This window comes from Streptomyces sp. BR123 (assembly GCF_013401435.1).
GTDB lineage: Bacteria > Actinomycetota > Actinomycetes > Streptomycetales > Streptomycetaceae > Streptomyces.
Genome location: NZ_JACBGN010000001.1, coordinates 1 through 16,809, shown reverse-complemented (window position 1 = coordinate 16,809; position 16,809 = coordinate 1). Strand labels below are relative to the sequence as shown.

Here is a 16,809-nt window from a genome sequence, read left to right as displayed (position 1 = left end):
GGCTCAGCCCCGGTCCGCGCCCGCGGCGTCAAGGGCGCGCAGCACGTCCGTGACCAGATCGTCCGTGTCCTCGGCGCCGGCGGAGAAGCGGATGAAGCCCTCCGGGACAGGGTCGCCGCCCCACCGTCCGCGCCGCTCGGCCGTGGAGCGCACGCCGCCGAAGCTGGTGGCGTCCTCGACGAGGTGCAGCGCGGCCAGGAACCGCTCGGCGAACGCGCGGTCGGGCAGGGTGAAGGAGACGACCGAGCCGAATCCCCGCATCTGCCGGGCGGCCGTGGCGTGGGACGGGTCCGAGGCCAGGCCGGGGTAGCGCAGCCCGGCCACCTCGGAGCGGCCGGCCAGGGCTTCCGTGACGGCCAGGGCGTTGGCCCACTGGCGCTGGGCGCGCAGCTGGATGGTGGCCAGGGAGCGGTGGGCGAGCCAGGCCTCCATGGGCCCCGGGATCGCTCCGATGATCTTACGCCAGCGGCGGATTCCGGCGGCGAGCTCCGCATCGCGGCAGACGACGTAGCCGAGGAGGAGGTCGCCGTGGCCGGTGAGTCCCTTGGTGCCGCTGGCCACGGAGAAGTCGGCCCCCAGCTCCAGAGGCCGCTGCCCGAGCGGGGTGGCGAGGGTGTTGTCGACGGCGACCAGAGTGCCGCCCGCGCGGGCCGTGTCGACCAGGCGCCGTACGTCGCACACGTCGAGCCCGGGGTTGGACGGCGTCTCGATCCACAGCAGCCGGGCTCCGTCGAGGACGGCGAGCTGGCCGTCACCGCCGGTGGGGGCGGTCCGGACAAAGATCCCGTACGCCTCCAGCTGTTCCCGGACCAGCGGCAGCGCCTGGTATCCGTCGTCGGGCAGGACGACGGTGTCGCCGGCGCGGGCCTGCGAGAACAGGACGGCGGAGATGGCGGCCATGCCGGAGGCGAAGACGACGGTGTCCACTCCCTCCCGTCCGGGCGCCTCCAGCTCCCCGATGGCCTGCTCCAGCAGGGTCCAGGTCGGGTTGGTGTCCCTGCCGTAGGTGTAGGGACCGGCAACGTCGCCGGGGAGGTGGAAATGGGCGGCGAAGACGGGCCCGGGAAGGGCTGGTTCGTTCTTCACCGGCGCTGGCAGCCCGGCGCGCACGGCCCGGGTGCCGTCGCCCATTCCGGCTTCCGCCGCCGCTGCTGTCGCCGGATCCGTCTCCTGGACCGTTTCCGGGACGTGGTCGTTCGTACGGTCGGTCACGGGACGTGCTCCTTCGGGTTCAGGGCCTCCTCCACGGCCTCCAGCAGGCCTGGGCGCGCCGCTTCGACGAGCCGCAGGCACTTCTCGAACCCGTCGAGGGAGCCGTAGTAGGGGTCCGGTACGTCGGCCCCGGCCGGCGCGGCCGGGTCGTAGGACCGCAGCAGCCGGACCTTAGCCGCGTCCTCGGTTCCGGCACTGTCCACCTCGACCAGGCGCGCGAGTCCGGCCTCGGTGACACAGGCGCGGAATGCGGACTCGGCCATGGGAGAGCGGCATATGGTGCCCGTGCAGACGAAGCACACGCGGTACACCGCCGCTCCGTTCAGTTCTTCTCGGGCAGGGCCAGGTTCACGGCCCAGGACACGATGGAGATGATCACGCCGCCGAGCAGCGCGCTCCAGAAGTTCTCGACGTGGAAGCTGAGGTCGAGCAGCTGGGCGAGCCACGACGTCAGGAGCAGCATCAGCGCGTTCACGACGAGGGTGAACAGTCCGAGGGTGAGGACGAACAGCGGCAGCGAGAAGAGCTTCACCACCGGCTTGACGATGAGGTTGACCAGGCCGAAGACCAGGGCGACGAGGACCAGCGTCAGCGTTCGGCGCCCCAGGGGGCTTCCGTCGTCGAGCGTGATGCCCGACACCAGCCAGATGGCAACGGCGAGGGCGGCCGCGTTCGCCAGCGTCTTGACTACGAAATTCGTCATGTGTCTGATCGTGGCAGAGAAGATCCAGGTGGTATATCGGCGGATCCGCCGATCCCGGACCGCGAGAACACGAGGGGCACAACGATGAAGGCCTTCCGGCTGGACGAGCTCGAAGCGGAGCGGCTCGCCAACGACGGCGCTTACCTGCAGTTCCTGCGCGAGCGGAACATGTCGGTCGGGCTGTACGCACTCGACGCCGGCCAGAGCGATCCGCAGCAGCCCCACCGCCAGGACGAGGTGTACTTCGTGGTCAGCGGCCGCGCCTCGATCACGGTCGGGGAGGAGACGACGACGGTGGCCCGCGGCAGCGTCGTCTACGTGCCGGCCGGCGTGCCCCACAAGTTCCACCACATCTCCGAGGACCTGAAGGTGCTGGTGGTGTTCTCCCCGCCGGAGGCATGACCCCCGCCGCGGGTGAGGGTCGAAGCCCTGATCCCCCTAGGGGCAGGATCAGGGGAGTCCGGGGGCTCGCGGGCCCCCGTCCGCATGTGCGTGCTCCTAGCATCGGAGGCAGGAAAACGGACGTCACCGACGGGGACGCGGAAGAGGAAGAGGCGAGGACATGGACGGCATCCGGGCGACATTGGCAGGCATGCCCTGGTGGGTGAAGTGGGTCGCGATCCCGCTTCTGGTGCTCTTCGTTTTCGGCGGCGTCATCACGAGCATCCTCGGTGCCCTGATCGGGTTCGCGTTCAAGCTGCTGCTCTTCGTCGGTCTGGTCGCCGGCCTGGTCTTCCTGGTGAAGAAGTTCGGTGGTAGCAGCGCGAAGTCGTCGTCGCGCGAGTGGTAGCGGGGATTCGCGGTCCCCTGTTCGGGCCGCCCGGGCAGTAACCCGGGTGGCCTAACGCGGGGCTCCGGGCAGCTCACCGGGCGGGACGCGGTCGCTAGAGTGCAGTCTGCGCCGTCCCCCTGGGTGCGAACGCCGGTACGACCGCTCCGACCCCGCGATCATGCCACGCAGGAACGAGCACGGCCCCAGGACCGCGGCATGCGCGGGGGCGGCCCCCGCCGGGTGGGCTTCACGGCCTGCCGCCACGCCTGGGGGTGAATCCTTGTCTCCGGTTCACAATGCCGGTGTGCCGACACTGATCGGCTCGGTACAGCGGGCGCTGAGGCTGCTCGAAGCAGCCGGCTCCCACAGCGGGGGAGCCCCGGCGAAGCAGCTGGCGCGCGAGGCCGGGCTCCCGCTGCCCACCGCGTACCACCTGCTGCGGACGCTGACGCATGAGGGATACCTGCGTCGAGAGGGCGGCGTCTTCGTTCTCGGGGCCGCGGCCGGACGGCTGGCGGCCGGCGGGTTGCAGCAGAAACGTCGCACCATGATCCTCGATGCGCTCGCGCACTTCCGCGATGCGGTCGGGGCCCCCGTCTACTTCGCCGTCTTCCGTGACGGTGAGATCGAGGTGGTGGGCGTGTCGGACACCCCGGCCGATCCGGCCGTCGAAGAGTGGGCCGACTTCCGGACCACCGGCCACGCGCACGCGGTCGGGCAGTGCCTGTTGGCCCAGCTCGACGAGGAGACGCGCCGGGACTACTACGATCGCCATCCCGTTCAGGCCATCACCCCTTACACCGTGCGGGACCAGCGAGTCCTGGAGCAGAGGATCCGTTCCCTGGGGCGCATGGAGCCCGTGATCGAGCGTCAGGAGTACGCGCTGGGCACGGTGTGCGCCGCCATCCCGATCACCGCCGGCGACGCAGCCGCAACGATGGCCATTTCTCTCCCTTTCCATCAGCAGGAAAGGCTGCCATGTGCAGTCGATCGACTACGGAGTGAAGTAGGCGCGCTGTTGAGCTCCCTCTCCTTCTCTATCAGTATCTGAAAACTCACTCCTTGTGATCCGCTAGCGCTTCCACCAGTCTTGTCAAGGGGGTTCCGGGGGGTCATTCCTGGCCACTTCCACAACAGCGGGGTAGGCAATGCGCGAGTCGGTACAGGCAGAGGTCATGATGAGCTTCCTCGTTTCCGAGGAGCTCTCGTTCCGGATCCCGGTGGAGCTCCGGTACGACGCCGGCGACCCGTACGCAGTGCGGCTTACCTTCCACCTTCCCGGTGATGCGCCGGTGACCTGGGCGTTCGGGCGGGAACTCCTGCTCGACGGCATCAACAAGCCGTGTGGGGAAGGCGACGTCCACATCGCCCCGGCCTCGTCCGAGGAGCTGTCCGACGTCCGCATCCGGCTCCAGGTCGGCAGCGACCGCGCCGTCTTCCGGGCCGGTGCAGCCCCCCTGGTCGCTTTCCTCGACCGCACCGACCGGCTGGTTCCGCTCGGTCAGGAGCGGAGCCTCGGCGACTTCGAGATGAGCCTCGACGAGGCGCTCGACAGAATTTTCGCCGAGTCCCGGCAGAACGAGCAGAACGCCGGCTGACAGCCGGACTCAGCGCTTGCGCCGTCGGCCCCGGCCCCGGCTCCCGCGCCCGGCACCCGGGGCCGCCGTCGCAGCGGCCGTGCCCGCCGGCCGGTCGGCGGACACCACGAGCGCTGCGAGCGCCGTTGTGACCGGGACCGAGGCCACCAGGCCGATCGAGCCCACGAGGGTCCGTACGATCTCCACCGCGACGAGCTCGCTGTTGGCCACCGCGCCCACACTGCTGTTCGCGATCGAGAACAGCAGCAGCAGGGGCAGGGCCGCGCCCGCGTAGGCCAGCACGAGGGTGTTGACCACCGACGCGATGTGGTCGCGGCCGATGCGGATGGCCGCGCGGTACAGGGAACGCGGCCCCATCGCCGGGTCCGCGTGGTGGAGTTCCCAGACCGCCGAGGTCTGGGTGACCGTCACGTCGTCGAGTACGCCGAGCGATCCGATGATGATGCTGGCGAGCAGCAGACCGCTCATGTCGATGTCCGGGTACAGCCCGTGGATCAGCCCCGTGTTGTCGTCGGTGTTGCCGGTGAGGAACGCCCAGTCGATGAACACCGAGCCCAGCAGTCCGATCAGCAGCAGCGAGACGAGCGTGCCGAGGACCGCGACGGAGGTGCGGGCGGTCAGCCCGTGGCACAGGTAGAGCGCGATCAGCATGATGGCACTCGCCCCGATGACCGCGACGACCAGCGGATTCGAGCCCTGCAGGATCGCCGGCAGGATGAACAGGGTCAGCACGGCGAAGCTGATGACGAGGGCGATCAGCGCGAACAGGCCGCGCATCCGCCCCACCAGGACCACCACCAGGGCGAAGATTCCCGCCAGCACCGCCAGCGGGATCTTGCGGTTCACGTCGATCACGGAGTACTGCAGGTCGCGGGGCGCGTCGGGCGCGTAGGCCACGACTACCTTCTGACCGTCCGCCAGCTGCCGGGGAGCCCCGGGCTGGACGATCTCGATGAAGGTGCGGCCCTTGTCGCGGCCGGTGCCGACCTCGACGGTGGCCTTCTTGCACTGGCCGGTCTGCGCGGCCTGTGCCTCGCGGCCTTCCGGTGTCGAGGGGTTGGCCGTCGGCGGCACCTGCGAGGCGTTCACGGATTTGCAGTCGACCTGTTCGAGCCGAACGACCCGGCCCTGCTCGGTCTGGCGGTCGAAGCCCACACCGGAGCGCTCGTGTGCGGGGGCGCCGCCCGGCCAGAGCACCGCCATGCCGACGAACACGGCCGTGGCGAAGGGGATCAGCACGGCCGCGATGACCTTGCGCAGGTGCTTCGAGACGGGAGCCGCAGGCCCGTGGCCGTGGGAATGGCCGTGCCCGTGACCGTGGTCGTGGTCGGCATGTTCGTGGCCGGTGCGACCCGTGGGCTCGGTGGGCTCGTCGGGGGGCTGTGTCGAGGACGTCACCAGCTGATCATCGCAAGAGTTGAGGGGGCCCACTGTTCAGCACGCCACAGATGACGCTAGCGTGGTGGCACCTTTGCACAACGCGGGAGCTCGGAGCACCGGGCTGAGAGGGCGCTGATCACCGTACGCGGGCACGACGCGCGTACGGGAAGAGGCTGCGCCGACCGCCGAACCTGTTACCGGGTAATGCCGGCGTAGGGAGATCAGGTCTCATGACCATTCAGGACGCACGCACGCCTGCCGTCGGCCCGGACGCCGACGGCAGGACCGAGCGCCAGCCGGGCTGGCACAAGGGCTACGTGGCGGGCTCCCGCCCCGACATCCGGGTGCCGGTTCGCCAGGTCCACCTCACCAACGGCAAGGACGTGACGCTCTACGACACATCCGGTCCGTACACCGACCCGCAGATCGAGACCGATGTCCGACGGGGCCTGCCGCCGCTGCGCGAGAACTGGATCATCGGCCGCGGCGACACCGAGGAGTACGCGGGCCGTCCCGTGCGCCCCGAGGACGACGGCATCAAGCACACCTCGCCGCGCGGCGGCCTCAAGAACCTCGACGCGGTCTTCCCCGGCCGTCCGCGCCTGCCGCGCCGCGGCCGTGGCGGCCAGGCCGTCACGCAGCTCGCGTACGCCCGCCGCGGTGAGGTCACCCCGGAGATGGAGTACGTCGCGATCCGCGAGAACGTCTCCCCGGAGGTCGTGCGCGAGGAGCTCGCCGCAGGACGCGCCGTCCTGCCCGCGAACGTGAACCACCCGGAGATCGAGCCGATGATCATCGGCAAGAGGTTCCTGGTGAAGGTCAACGCCAACATCGGCAACTCCGCGGTCACCTCCTCCATCGAGGAGGAGGTCGAAAAGATGACCTGGGCCACCCGCTGGGGTGCCGATACGGTCATGGACCTCTCCACCGGCCGCAACATCCACACCACCCGCGAGTGGGTGCTGCGCAACTCCCCCGTGCCGATCGGCACCGTGCCGCTCTACCAGGCCCTGGAGAAGGTCGACGGCAAGGCCGAGGAGCTGACCTGGGAGATCTACAAGGACACCGTCATCGAGCAGGCCGAGCAGGGCGTTGACTACATGACGGTCCACGCCGGTGTGCTGCTGCCCTACGTGCCGCTGACTGCCCGCCGCAAGACCGGCATCGTCTCCCGCGGTGGCTCGATCATGGCCGCGTGGTGCCTGGCGCACCACAAGGAGAACTTCCTCTACACGAACTTCGAGGAGCTCTGCGAGATCCTCGCAGCGTACGACGTGACGTACTCGCTGGGTGACGGCCTGCGCCCCGGCTCGATCGCGGACGCCAACGACGCGGCGCAGTTCGCCGAGCTGAAGACGCTGGGCGAACTGAACAAGATCGCCAAGAGTCACAACGTGCAGACCATGATCGAGGGCCCGGGCCACGTTCCGATGCACAAGATCAAGGAGAACATCGACCTCCAGCAGGAAATCTGCGAGGAGGCGCCGTTCTACACGCTCGGTCCGCTGACCACGGACGTCGCCCCGGCGTACGACCACATCACCTCGGGCATCGGCGCCGCGATGATCGCCTGGTGGGGCACGGCGATGCTCTGCTACGTCACACCCAAGGAGCACCTGGGTCTGCCCAACCGTGACGACGTCAAGACCGGCGTCATCACGTACAAGATCGCCGCGCACGCGGCGGACCTGGCCAAGGGGCACCCGGGCGCCCAGGAGTGGGACGACGCCCTGTCGGACGCGCGCTTCGAGTTCCGCTGGGAGGACCAGTTCAACCTGGCCCTCGACCCGGATACGGCCCGCGAGTTCCACGACGAGACGCTCCCGGCCGAGCCGGCGAAGACCGCGCACTTCTGCTCCATGTGCGGCCCGAAGTTCTGCTCGATGAAGATCAGCAGAAGCATCACAGAGCAGTTCGGCGGCGACGAGCCTGCCGCGTCGGATGACGAGATCGCCGACGGCATGCTCAAGAAGTCGGCGGAGTTCGCCGCCTCGGGCGGCCGGATCTACCTGCCGCTGGCCGACTGACACACCACACCGAGCGCCGCCCCGAGAGCTTTCGCCTCTCGGGGCGGCGCTCGGTCGCTCGTCAACGGGCCGAGGTCGAGATGGGTGCCGGTCCGGCGTCTGTCAATCGCAGGGCTCTGGCCCCTAGTCGGTGGTGACGCTCTGGGTCCGTCAGCGCAGGAGGACGCGGTAGCGGAAGAGGTCGAATCCGGCGCGTCCGTGCATCAGTCTCGTGATCCGTTTGGTGCGGGTGTTGACACCTTCGGTGCGGCCGTTGTCATAGGGCGAGGACTCCGCCGGGGCGGGGCGGGTGCTGGTGGCCCAGCAGTCGGCGTGCGCGCGGACCTCGAGCTGGATTTTGTCGCAGAGATAGAGCCACAGGTGCCATCGGTCGCTGACCTGCACCGCATCGGGAAGGGCGCGGTGGACGGCCTCGGTAGGTGGCCGAGCCGTCGCGGCATACGGCCTCGATGCCGGGATGTTCGCGCTGTCTCGGACTGGCCATCCGCTTCGAACCGATCACAGCCTGACCCACCACCGGTGGTCATTTTCGTGTCAGTCCCGACTGACGCCATCGCCCGTGGGGACGCGGTGCCGGGAAGTGGGGGGAGCTCCCCAGCACTGCCCGTAGGCTGTTCATTCGGCGCTGTGAGTGATCGGAACGGGGCAGCGGTCATGAGTACGTGGATCGGGAAGTGAGACGACGAACGGGCGCAGACTACTTGCCGGGCCGTATGTTGGTGTGGAGCCCCTGAGGTTCGGGATGAGTCCCGATCAAGTGGAGGGTGCCCTCGGCGGTGCTGCGGCGAGCCATCAGAAGCGGGTTCCGTGGGGCAACACCACGACAGCCATCGACGAGTTCACCGGGGTGGGCTTGCGGGGCTCCTACGCAGACTGTGAGCGGCTGGCCGGCATCTCAGTCGACGCCATGGGGCCCTTTTACGTGCTGACGAGTGGCGCAGGCTGCTAGTCATCATGGGGAGCCGGCCGTAGCAGAAGCGGCGGCCACGAGGCGAAGCGCCGCAGCTCCTGGTGGCCGAAATACCAGGCCCGGGAGTTGTCGGCAGCGCATACATCCCGCCGGGTCATGTCGTCACTTGGCCCGGAACACCCAGTGCTTGTAGCCCAAATAGTTTACCACCGAAAGAACCACCAGCACGAGAGCGCGGGCCAGCAGGTAGAACAGCCCGAGTTTGACGAGTCCGCCGACCAGTAGCACTGTGCCGACCCAATTGCCGACCGCCATCGCGATGTAGCGCAGGCTCTGTTTGCCGACTGCTGACGAGCTCTCGAACGCCCATATCCGGTTCAGCAGGAAGTTGGTGACGAAGCCGGCCAGCACCGCAGTGAATGTGGACGGCGCCAGCGGCAGGTGCAAGAGACCGTGCAGCACGAACAGCAGGCCCATGTCCACCGTCGCGCTGGTGACACCGGCGACCAGGAATCGTACGGCGCTATGGCCCAGCAGTCCCACGACGCCGCCTCTCGCGGTGGTGGGTTCGGACACGTATATGGGCGATTCCTGTGAAGTCACGGGGGAATCGTACGTGCTGCGAAGCACCGTCCTACAAGTGTTTGAGTAGTTGGATTCTTGCGCCCGGTAGGTTGGGCGCGTGTCCTCATACTCCACCTCCGTCACGTCCTTGCCTGCGCCCTCCACGAGCGAAATCGGCCGACGCGGTGCTTACCGCCCGAGCCGTCTGCTGTTCCAACGCACCTGGTGGACCGCCTTCATCGGCTTCTTCCTGCTGTGCGCAGGCTGGGCCCTGGCCGCGCCGTACGATGCGAGCCCGGATGAGGCCCAGCACATCATCCGGGCGGCCGGTGTGGCGCGCGGTGAGTTCGCGCCTAGGCCGGAGGCGGCGGGTGGCGGCACCGGCGCCTTCCAGCACGTCCCGGTCTCGCTGGTCAGGGAGAACTGCTGGGCCTTCGACGCCGGAAAGTCTGCGGCCTGCGCCAAGCCGATCGGTGGCGACGAGCGTGTGGAGAAGGTGGCCACCCGAGCCGGACGATACAACCCGATCTTCTACGCCGTAGTCGGGTGGCCGCTTGCGCTGTGGCCGAACTGGTCGGGCGTCACTCTGGCCCGTCTGATCAGCGCGGGTCTGGTCTCCGCGCTGCTGGCTTCTGCTGCGCACAGTATGGTCGCCTGGACCAGGCACCGGGTCGCGGCGGCCGGCGTGCTTGCCGCGGTAACCCCGATCACCGCCCACCTCGCTGGCTCGGTCAACCCCAACGGGGTCGAGATCGCCGCCGGCCTGGCGCTGATCGCGGCGCTCGTCCCCACCGTGCTGGAGCCGGACCAGCCGCTGCGCCAGGCCGCGATGGTCCAGATCGGCATCGCGGGCGGCGTCCTCATGACGCTCCGCGCCCTCGGGCCGGTCTGGTGCACTGCGGTGATCGGCATCATGCTGATCCCGGCCAAGCGGGAGCGGCTGCGTGCCCTGCTGCGGTTCCGCCCGGTCTGGTGGATGGCCGGCGCGCTCCTCGTCACCGGCGCGGCGGGGGCGCTCTGGACCGTGGTGATGAAGGCGTCCGAGATGGCCCCGGTCAACGTGCAGCCACAGGTCACCCTGGCTCAGGGGCTGCGGCACGAGGTGATAGTGCGCTGGCCCAACTATTTCACCGAGATGATCGGTGTGCCTTCGTGGCTGGACACCCATCTTCCGGGCACAGCCTACGACCTGTGGTACCTGGTCCTGGGCGCCCTGATCCTGCCAGCAGTCGCTTTCGGCCGGTGGAGCGACCGCGGGCGGCTGTTCGCGCTCTTCATCGTACCGTTCGGTGTGATCACGCTCTCAGACGCGGTGGGGGCGCACAAGTACGGTTTCGGCGGCCAGGGCCGCTACCTGCTGCCGGTCACGGTCGGAGTCCCGCTGCTGGCGGCCTACCTGATCGGCCGCCGCGGGGTGCTGGACGAGGAGCGCTCCGCCAAGTTGGTCCGGACCGTCGCCCTGGTGGTACTGCCGCTGCAATTGGCTTTCCTGGCGTACACCATGATCCGCTGGCAGACCGGAGTCGGCTCGTCGCTCCAGCACACTCCGCTCAACCCGCTCGCCGGCAACTGGCACCCGCCGGCCGGATCGGCGACCGCGCTGCTCGTGGGCACCGCCGGCTGCGCCCTGCTCGGGTGGTGGGCCTGGACGAGCACTTGCCCGACAGTGGCCGAGGCAGCTCCGGAGCCGCGACCGGTGGCGCTCAGCGTCTCCTGAAGACCCACAGCTTGAGGAGGACGAAGCGGGCCACCGTCGCCAACCCGTTCGCCAGACGGGAGTCGATTCCTACCGCCTCGCCAGCACACGAGCCCGCGCTGAAGTTGCGGCCATGTAGCACCCGCCAGGGCCGTCGCCACTTCTCCATCCTTGAGGCGAGTTGGCCGGCGGGCCATCAGAGCAAACCGCGGTCCGCTACTCGTGGGGGTCGCAGGCGTTGCTTCAGGCACGAGCTGTCCGAGTCGGACGACCAAGAGTGGAGCAGGACCGCGATCCACTGGTGAGAGCAGCTGCGGCGCGGAGAACGTTGACACGGAGGCGCTGAAGTCGGCGCCGATGGGCTGGTTTCGGGCTGAAGTACTGCTCGATGAAGATCTCCCAGGACATTCGCCGCGAGCACGGCGGCGACCTGAAGGCGGACGAGATCGAGGCGGGCATGGCGGCGAAGTCCGCCGAGTTCGCGGCGACCGGCAACCGGGTCTACCTGCCGATCGCCGACTGACGTGCCGGGCCCGCCGGGCCGGCCCCGCGACCCGTATGGGGGGAGTCGCGGGCCCGGCCCGGGGCCCGGCTGACCGCTGCCCCGGCCGTGCGGGGCTTGCGCTGGAGAGCGCTCCAACTCCTAGAGTGCCGCCCCATGACCATGAGATACCGCAGTCTGGGCCGCACCGGCATGGAGGTCAGTGCGCACTGCCTCGGGACCATGATGTTCGGGGCGGCGGGGAACCCGGACCACGACGCATGCGTGCGGATCGTGCATGCCGCGCTCGACCGGGGCATCAATTTCGTCGACACCGCCGACATGTACTCCGCCGGCGAGTCCGAGGAAATCGTGGGCAAGGCCCTCCGCGGCCGCCGCGACGACGTCGTGCTCGCGACGAAAGTCCACTTCCAGATGGGGGAGGGCCGCAACCGCAGCGGGAACTCGCGGCGCTGGATCGTGCGCGCCGTCGAGGACAGCCTGCGCCGCCTGGACACCGAATGGATCGACCTCTACCAGGTGCACCGCCCGGACCACACGACGGACATCGAGGAGACCCTGTCGGTCCTCGGTGATCTGGTGCGGGCGGGGAAGATCAGGTCCTTCGGCTGTTCGACGTTCCCCGCCGAGGAACTCGTCGAAGCGCACCACAGCGCCGAGCGGCGAGGGCTGCCGAAGTTCCGGACGGAGCAGCCGCCCTATTCGGTCCTCGCGCGCCGCATCGAGGCCGATGTCCTGCCGGTTGCCCAGCGGTACGGGATGGGCGTGCTGACCTGGAGCCCGCTCGCCTCGGGCTTCCTGACGGGCAGGTACCGCCTCGGCGAGCCCGTCGACCTGACCTCGGGACGGGCCGCACGCACGCCGGCGCGCTTCGACCCGGCGATCCCCGGCAACCTTGCGAAGCTCGAGGCCGTGGAGAAGTTCATCGAACTCGCCGACGGCATCGGCTGCACCCTGCCCGAGCTGGCCGTCGCCTTCCCGGTCGCGCACCCCGCCGTCACGTCGGTGATCATCGGACCGCGGACCATGGAGCAGTTGGAATCGCTGGTCGGGGGCATCTCGCTGGTACTTGACGACGCCGCGCTCGACCGCATCGACGAGATCGTGCCTCCCGGGACGAACCTCTACCACCCGGACGGGGTCTGGCGACCGCCGGCACTGACGGATGCCGCGCTGCGCCGCCGCCCGCTGCTGGACCGCGCCGCCGGGTGATGCCCCGGCCAGGGGCGACACTTCCGGCCGGGTCTGGGGAGTCACACCGTCGCAGCGGGCGATGTTTCACGTGAAACCGGGATGGACGAGCCGCCGCGCTCCAGGGCGTAACCGCGGTTGGTCTCGGTCTGACGCCGGTAGTTCTCGGGGAGGTCGGGCAGAGCCAGCAGCCGGTCGCAGGCGCGCAGCGAGGCGTCCATGTCCCCCACCCAGTAGGCGGTGATGGAGTGCTCGAAGAGCAGCCCCCACCGGTAGACCCACGGGTGGACGAAGAGGATGTCCGCCGGGGCCGGCCGGTCCAAGACGGCCAGCGTGATTGCATGCGCGGCGTGGTACCGGCCCAGCAGCCGCAGCCGTGACGCGAGTTCGTAGCAGGCCTCCAGGCGCGTGGGCCGGAACTCCCAGGCGCGCGTGAGTGCGTCCATTGCGGCAGGCCAGTCGCCCGCATCCGCGTTCAGGACACCGGCTTGGAGCAGCGCGTAGTAGACCTCCTCCTCCCAGCCGCCCATGGCCGCGCGACGCTCGTAGAGCCGGATCGCTTCCGCGGTGTTCCCCATGTCCCGCATGGTCTGCGCGAGGTAGAAGACCGTCCGGTGGTTCGCGGGGTCCCGTTCGAGTTCGGCGCTGAGCAGGCGTGCGTCGCGTTCGAACTTGTCGTGCCGGGAGCCGCCGTCGGCGTAGTCCTCGATGACGAGTGCGTCGAGGTTCTCCTGCATACCGGGGCGTTGGTCGTATTCGTCGGGGCGGTCGCAGGTCAGGTACTCGTGCGTGACGCCCTCGTACCGCCAGGGGAGGTCACCGCGGACCAGACGCTTGATCCGGTACTCGGTGTCCCCCTCGTGCCGCAGCATGTACGACTGCGCGGTGAGCGGCGGCAGCGGGCCGCTACGGCGCAGGACCAGGTCGGCGTCGAGGAGGAGCAGGTAGTCGGCCTTGCCCCGGGCGTGTGCGATGTTGAGGCTGCGGTTGTACCCGAAGTCCTTCCAGGGCTCCTCGTGGAGTTCGCCCGGGATGCCCCGCAGGGCGTTGCGGATCAGTTGCTGGGTGCCGTCGGTGGATCCGGTGTCGGAGATGACCCAGGTGTCGATGAGGTCCCGTACTGAGTCCAGGCAGCGCTCGATGACGGCGGACTCGTTCTTCACGATCATGCAGAGACAAATGGTCGGCTTCACGGCCGCCGACCCTAGGGACGGGGCCGCTCGGGCCGCGTGCGGCACGCCGGTCCGCGGCCCCGGGCGGCTGGCGTGCACAGGGCCATGTGGCCCTGCATGCTGGTCCGTTCGTCTGACTGGCTGGCGAGCCGGGCCGACGCGGAGGGAACGGCTCTTCAGGATGGCTGCTCGCGGAGTCTGCGCGAATGTGCGGGCTTCGAGGAAGCATTCGATCCCGTGCGCACGAGGAGTGGTACATGAGTTCTGAGGACAGGCCCCGATCTCCCTTGGGGCCGCTGCCCCGCCGGACCGGCTGGCTGGTCGGAGGCACGTTCGCCTCCGTGGCGCTGGTGCTGGCCGGCATGGCGGCCCCCGCGGCCGTCGGAGCGCCGCAGCCCGGCGGGTCCGTGGTGGTTCCGGACAGCGGCGACCACTGTTCGACCGTGGCGAAGAAGGCGATGGACCCGGCGGAGACGGCGCAGCCGACGGCCGACGACAAGTGCAGGGGCGAGAGGGGGCCGACGGGTCCGAGGGGCCTGAAGGGCAAGACGGGGCCCACCGGCCCGAGGGGGAAGACGGGCCCGACCGGTCCGACGGGCGCCCCCGGCGTGACCGGTGCGACGGGTGCCACCGGCGCCACGGGAGCCACCGGCCCCACGGGCCCGTCGTTGTGCGTCGACATCGACAGCTACGCCCCCTCGGCCGATGAGGACTTCCACGCCGCGCTCGTGGGCGGGGTCGCGTACGCGGGCCGCGGAGTCCCACTCGGCGGCGTGCCGGTATGGCAGAACATCAGCGACGCCGACGACAACCCGAACTTCCCCGTCAATCGGGCCTGCGCCATCTCCATCGAGGCTCAGGGCGATGACGCGTACATCAAGGTGCTGACCACGGATGGTCAGGTATACCAGACTCACGGTGACGTGGAGGGCACTGACTTCATCTGGGACGAGGCCTGGACGCTCCTGCTGCCCGGGCCGAACCCGAACGTCGGGCTGCGCAGCAAGGGCATCCAGTGGAAGGGCGACCTTGCCCACGGAGGCGCCCGTAACAGCCTGCAGTGACTATTCCGGGGCCCTGTCCGGGCCGCCGAAGTCCGGGCTGGTGAAGTCCGGAGGAGTGTAGCCGGGACGGGTCCCCTGTGAATGGGGTCCGGGACTGGTGAAGTCGGGCCGGGTGTATCCCAGGTGGGGGATGCGCCCGGCCTTCGGCGTGTGCGGGGCGGGTTGCGCCGGCTCCGCGGCAGGCTCAGCGGCCGGGTCCGCGGCAGGCTCCGCCAGGGCCTCGCGCAGGAACGGCAGGATGCCCTGCTCCAGCAGGGCGTTCCGCCACGCCTCGCGCGCGAGCGCGACCGCGTCGGGTGCGACCTCGGCCTCGTCCCGGGCCACCACTTCGGTCGCCCGGTTGCGCACGGCCGTCACCAGCAGCGCGATCACCGCGCCGAAGAGCGTGACAGCGGTCAGGACGCCGAACACCCAGCCCGCCGTCAGCATCGTTTCGGCGAAAGACGGTTCGGGCTCGACGGCCTTCAGGATGTAGCCCACCAGCAGGAAGATCACCATGGCGGTGGCCGCCAGGACCGGGGCGAGGACCGCGACCATGGCGGTGATGCCGGCCCCGCCGCTCTCCTCCCGTTCGCCGTCCCGGTAGTCCGCCCTCGGGGTGGAGCGGATCTCCTCGCGCTGCGCGCTGCGCACCTTCACGTAGTGCTCGTACTCGGCCGTGGCCGCGGCGGTCAGCAGTGCGCTGGCCCCGACGGCCATGATGCGCAGTTGTTCGGCGTTCAGCCGTTCGCCGAGCCCGTCGAGTCCGGGCCGTTCGTGTGCGGTGCGCAGCGCCTCGTCGAGGAGCCGGTCGAACTCCGGCCGGTCTTCGGTCAGCAGGTGCGGAGCGCTGTTCATGTGCATCCCCCGATGCTCCGTGGGGGCCGGTTCACCCGCGTAGACCCGGGCGCCGGCACAAACGGAGGAGAGCCTGCTACGTATAGGGCGATGGTAGAGGGCTCATGCCGCGCCGTGACAGGGGATTTCGCGAAAATACCCCCCTTCTGACAAGCCTCAGTCGTTCAGGGGGAGTTGCACGACCAGCAGTTTGCCCGCCATCGTCACGCCGCCGTCCATCGCGATGGCGAGGCCGTCCGCGTACACGTGGGGCCCGTCGACGAGCTCCGGGCCGCCGGCACCGTCGCCGTCCTCGGTGCCCACCTCGCCGAGCAGGTACGGGATGGGGCTGTGGCCGTGCACGACGCGGCTGCCGCCGTAGGTGTCGAGGAGTTCGCGTACGGCCTGCGGGCCGGTCTCCTCGTCGCGGAAGGCGAACCGCTTGGTGAACTTGCGGAACAGGTCCCAGGTGATGTCCGCGTCGTTGCGGTTGAGCAGCTCGTGGATGGTGTCGTTGACGTCCTCGATGGAGTCGCCGTAGTCGAGGTAGGCGGTGGTGTCGGAGTGCAGCAGCAGGTGACCGTCCTCCAGCACGGCAGCGTCCAGGCGCGACATCCACTGCAGGTGTACGTCTTCCAGCCGCTCCATGTCGGTGCGCTGGCCGCCGTTGAGCAGCCAGGCCGCCTGGAACGTGGCGGTGCCTGCGCCTGACTGGACGGGCGTGTCTCCGAACCGCTTGGCGCCGATGAGCAGCAGCTCGTGGTTGCCCATGAGGGCCTTGCAATAGCCGCCGGCGGCGGCTGCCTCGGCGGACAGCCGCATGACGAGGTCGATCACACCGATGCCGTCGGGGCCGCGGTCGGTGAAGTCGCCGAGGAACCAGATGCGGGCGTTCCCCGCGGACCACCGCAGGTCGGCGTCGATGATGCTCTGTGCCTGGAGCTCCGCGACGAGTTCGTCGAGGTAGCCGTGCACGTCGCCGACGACGTAGAGCGGGCCGGGGCCGCTCGGCGCCGGCTGGGGGACGTAGTGCACCTGGACGGTGTCACCGGGCCCGCCGGGGCGGCCGAGGTCGCCGGGGCGGATGACCGGGAGGTCGCGCTGGGTCGGGGTGTAGCCATCCATGTCGTCGTCCGCGGGCGGCATGCCCCCGCCCGGCTGCGGCGGGACGTGCGGGACCGGCGGCGCGGGCGGGACCGGGG

The 16,809-nt window shown here is 69.6% G+C and carries 17 protein-coding genes, 1 pseudogene and 1 riboswitch; of the genes and pseudogenes, 9 read left to right on the top strand and 9 right to left on the bottom strand.

Annotated elements, in window-relative coordinates:
- Positions 1 to 3: 3 nt before the first annotated feature.
- The 3 genes from HYE82_RS00090 to HYE82_RS00080 all read right to left on the bottom strand — a co-directional run bounded on the left by HYE82_RS00090 (position 4) and on the right by HYE82_RS00080 (position 1,915).
- Positions 4 to 1,131 carry a cystathionine gamma-lyase gene (locus tag HYE82_RS00090; RefSeq protein WP_179171867.1) on the bottom strand — a complete coding sequence of 376 codons (1,128 nt, stop codon included), beginning with the start codon at positions 1,129 to 1,131 and terminating at the stop codon, positions 4 to 6.
- A gap of 77 nt (positions 1,132 to 1,208) precedes the next feature.
- Positions 1,209 to 1,523, bottom strand: a complete 315-nt coding sequence (locus HYE82_RS00085) for a hypothetical protein (RefSeq protein WP_179171792.1) — start codon at positions 1,521 to 1,523, stop codon at positions 1,209 to 1,211.
- Between the two features lie 11 nt (positions 1,524 to 1,534).
- Positions 1,535 to 1,915: a phage holin family protein gene (locus HYE82_RS00080; protein WP_179171791.1), complete on the bottom strand. Its 381-nt coding sequence runs from the start codon at positions 1,913 to 1,915 to the stop codon at positions 1,535 to 1,537.
- 84 nt (positions 1,916 to 1,999) lie between these two features.
- On the opposite strand from HYE82_RS00080, the gene HYE82_RS00075 reads away from it, so the two are divergent.
- From HYE82_RS00075 to HYE82_RS00060, 4 genes are all read left to right on the top strand, one after another.
- Positions 2,000 to 2,317: a cupin domain-containing protein gene (locus tag HYE82_RS00075; RefSeq protein ID WP_179171790.1), complete on the top strand. Its 318-nt coding sequence runs from the start codon at positions 2,000 to 2,002 to the stop codon at positions 2,315 to 2,317.
- A 160-nt stretch (positions 2,318 to 2,477) separates the two neighbouring features.
- The gene (locus tag HYE82_RS00070; RefSeq protein WP_179171789.1) at positions 2,478 to 2,705 is read left to right on the top strand and encodes a DUF5326 family protein; all 228 of its coding nucleotides are present in this window, start codon (positions 2,478 to 2,480) and stop codon (positions 2,703 to 2,705) included.
- 286 nt (positions 2,706 to 2,991) lie between these two features.
- Positions 2,992 to 3,738, top strand: coding sequence for a helix-turn-helix domain-containing protein (locus tag HYE82_RS00065; RefSeq protein ID WP_309144142.1), 747 nt, complete (start codon positions 2,992 to 2,994; stop codon positions 3,736 to 3,738).
- A 97-nt stretch (positions 3,739 to 3,835) separates the two neighbouring features.
- A complete protein-coding gene (locus HYE82_RS00060) occupies positions 3,836 to 4,285 on the top strand; it encodes an SsgA family sporulation/cell division regulator (protein WP_179171787.1) in 450 nt (149 codons plus the stop codon).
- A gap of 9 nt (positions 4,286 to 4,294) precedes the next feature.
- On the opposite strand, the gene HYE82_RS00055 is transcribed toward HYE82_RS00060, so the two are convergent.
- Entirely contained in the window at positions 4,295 to 5,716 is a 1,422-nt protein-coding gene (locus tag HYE82_RS00055) for a YibE/F family protein (RefSeq protein WP_179171786.1), read from the bottom strand.
- Between the two features lie 39 nt (positions 5,717 to 5,755).
- A riboswitch (TPP riboswitch) is annotated at positions 5,756 to 5,901 on the top strand.
- Here HYE82_RS00055 and thiC point away from each other — a divergent pair.
- Positions 5,896 to 7,692, top strand: coding sequence for a phosphomethylpyrimidine synthase ThiC (thiC, locus tag HYE82_RS00050; RefSeq protein ID WP_218782094.1), 1,797 nt, complete (start codon positions 5,896 to 5,898; stop codon positions 7,690 to 7,692). Its footprint overlaps the riboswitch before it by 6 nt.
- Before the next feature lie 268 nt (positions 7,693 to 7,960).
- On the opposite strand, the pseudogene HYE82_RS00045 reads toward thiC, so the two are convergent.
- Positions 7,961 to 8,155 (bottom strand): annotated as a pseudogene (locus HYE82_RS00045) (transposase); the annotation flags it as partial.
- Positions 8,156 to 8,764: 609 nt separating this feature from the next.
- Positions 8,765 to 9,205 (bottom strand): GtrA family protein, encoded by a 441-nt coding sequence (locus HYE82_RS00040; protein WP_179171785.1) that lies wholly within the window; start codon positions 9,203 to 9,205, stop codon positions 8,765 to 8,767.
- Positions 9,206 to 9,284: 79 nt separating this feature from the next.
- On the opposite strand from HYE82_RS00040, the gene HYE82_RS00035 reads away from it, so the two are divergent.
- From HYE82_RS00035 to HYE82_RS00025, 3 genes are all read left to right on the top strand, one after another.
- A complete protein-coding gene (locus tag HYE82_RS00035) occupies positions 9,285 to 10,883 on the top strand; it encodes a DUF2142 domain-containing protein (RefSeq protein WP_179171784.1) in 1,599 nt (532 codons plus the stop codon).
- 367 nt (positions 10,884 to 11,250) lie between these two features.
- A complete protein-coding gene (locus HYE82_RS00030) occupies positions 11,251 to 11,385 on the top strand; it encodes a thiamine biosynthesis protein ThiC (RefSeq protein ID WP_179171783.1) in 135 nt (44 codons plus the stop codon).
- Positions 11,386 to 11,526: 141 nt separating this feature from the next.
- A complete protein-coding gene (locus HYE82_RS00025) occupies positions 11,527 to 12,576 on the top strand; it encodes an aldo/keto reductase (RefSeq protein WP_179171865.1) in 1,050 nt (349 codons plus the stop codon).
- A gap of 41 nt (positions 12,577 to 12,617) precedes the next feature.
- Here the strand turns inward: HYE82_RS00025 and HYE82_RS00020 are convergent, their stop codons facing one another.
- Positions 12,618 to 13,724, bottom strand: a complete 1,107-nt coding sequence (locus HYE82_RS00020) for a glycosyltransferase (protein WP_179171782.1) — start codon at positions 13,722 to 13,724, stop codon at positions 12,618 to 12,620.
- Positions 13,725 to 13,984: 260 nt separating this feature from the next.
- Here HYE82_RS00020 and HYE82_RS00015 point away from each other — a divergent pair, with 260 nt between their 5' ends.
- Positions 13,985 to 14,791 carry a collagen-like protein gene (locus HYE82_RS00015; protein ID WP_218782093.1) on the top strand — a complete coding sequence of 269 codons (807 nt, stop codon included), beginning with the start codon at positions 13,985 to 13,987 and terminating at the stop codon, positions 14,789 to 14,791.
- Here the strand turns inward: HYE82_RS00015 and HYE82_RS00010 are convergent, their stop codons facing one another.
- Positions 14,792 to 15,634 (bottom strand): hypothetical protein, encoded by an 843-nt coding sequence (locus HYE82_RS00010; RefSeq protein WP_179171780.1) that lies wholly within the window; start codon positions 15,632 to 15,634, stop codon positions 14,792 to 14,794. It abuts the gene before it with no gap.
- 150 nt (positions 15,635 to 15,784) lie between these two features.
- The coding region (locus tag HYE82_RS00005) for a metallophosphoesterase (RefSeq protein WP_256986781.1) at positions 15,785 to 16,809 on the bottom strand (1,025 nt) is incomplete at its 5' end.